Source organism: Oleiphilus sp. HI0132 (genome assembly GCF_001635845.1).
This window is the reverse complement of record NZ_LWGJ01000517.1, coordinates 1-1186: the sequence shown is the minus strand read 5'-3', so window position 1 is coordinate 1186 and position 1186 is coordinate 1. Positions and strand designations below refer to the sequence as shown.

Annotated in this window: 1 protein-coding gene; it reads right to left on the bottom strand. The window is 45.4% G+C overall.

Annotation, left to right across the window (positions count from 1 at the left end; translation table 11 throughout):
• The coding region (locus A3766_RS06185; protein ID WP_304440932.1) for a 5'-3' exonuclease H3TH domain-containing protein at positions 1–1131 on the bottom strand (1131 nt) is incomplete at its 3' end.
• Positions 1132–1186: the final 55 nt, after the last annotated feature.

Below are 1186 nucleotides of genomic sequence, written 5' to 3'. Positions count from 1 at the left end.
CTCGGGCGCATCCAAGTAATCATGACAAAAAGGCACATAAGCTGCTTCCTCTGCATTACAGGCGAAGGAAACACCTACCACCTCGGCTTCCATATAGTTGAGGCTGGTGGTCTCGGTATCAAAAGCAAATAAGTCCGCCGACTTAAGTTTGTTAAACCAAAGCGCAAACGCATCTTTGTCAAGAATAGTCTGGTAGTCGCAATTATGCTCAACTACCGGCTCTTCTGCTTGTTCCGCATCATCTCCCGCACTGTTCAAGGCTCTTTCTTGGGCAGTGACCCAAGACCGGAATTCATACTCGCTAAATAGTGCTAACAATCGTCGGTGGTCAGTTTCTTTGTGGCTGATATCCTCTAGCGCTTCCGGCAAATCTATTTCAGTTTTGATCGTTGCCAACTCATAAGACATCGGTAGAAACGATAAGCTATCACGCAGGTTCTCGCCAACTTTACCTTTCACCTCATCGGCACTATCAATAACACCCTGCATGCTACCATAAGCCGTTAACCACTTTACCGCCGTCTTCGGGCCACACTTCGGCACGCCGGGAATATTATCAACCGAATCGCCAACCAAAGCTAAGTAGTCAATGATCTGATCAGGGCGAACGCCGAACTTATCTTCGACGCCTTGAATATCCATTTTGGTATCGGTCATGGTATTGATCAGCGTCACATGCTCTGTCACTAACTGAGCCATATCCTTATCGCCAGTTGAGATCACCACATCGATCTTCTTTTGCGTTGCCTGATGCGCCAAGGCACCAATCACATCATCCGCTTCGACATCAGGAATGATGAGTAAAGGCAAACCCATTGCTTCAATGATCTCGTGAATCGGCGCGATCTGAGAACGTAAATCATCAGGCATCGGTGGACGATTCGCTTTATAGTCAGGGTAAATTTCATGACGAAAGTTCTTACCTTTAGCGTCAAAAACCACAATTACTTTAGAGCCTGGATAGTCGGTTTCCAGCCTTCTAAGCATGCTGATCACACCTTTAATTGCTCCGGTTGGCTGGCCTTTAGAATTAACTAAAGGAGGTAAACCATGAAAAGCCCGGAATAAATAAGATGATCCATCCACCAAAACGGTAGGAAGTGTTTGAGATTGCTCGGTATTTGTTGTCATAAATTGCGTATCTATAATTGTTTAGATGCTGGTAAGAGCTGGGTTTTGAAATTAA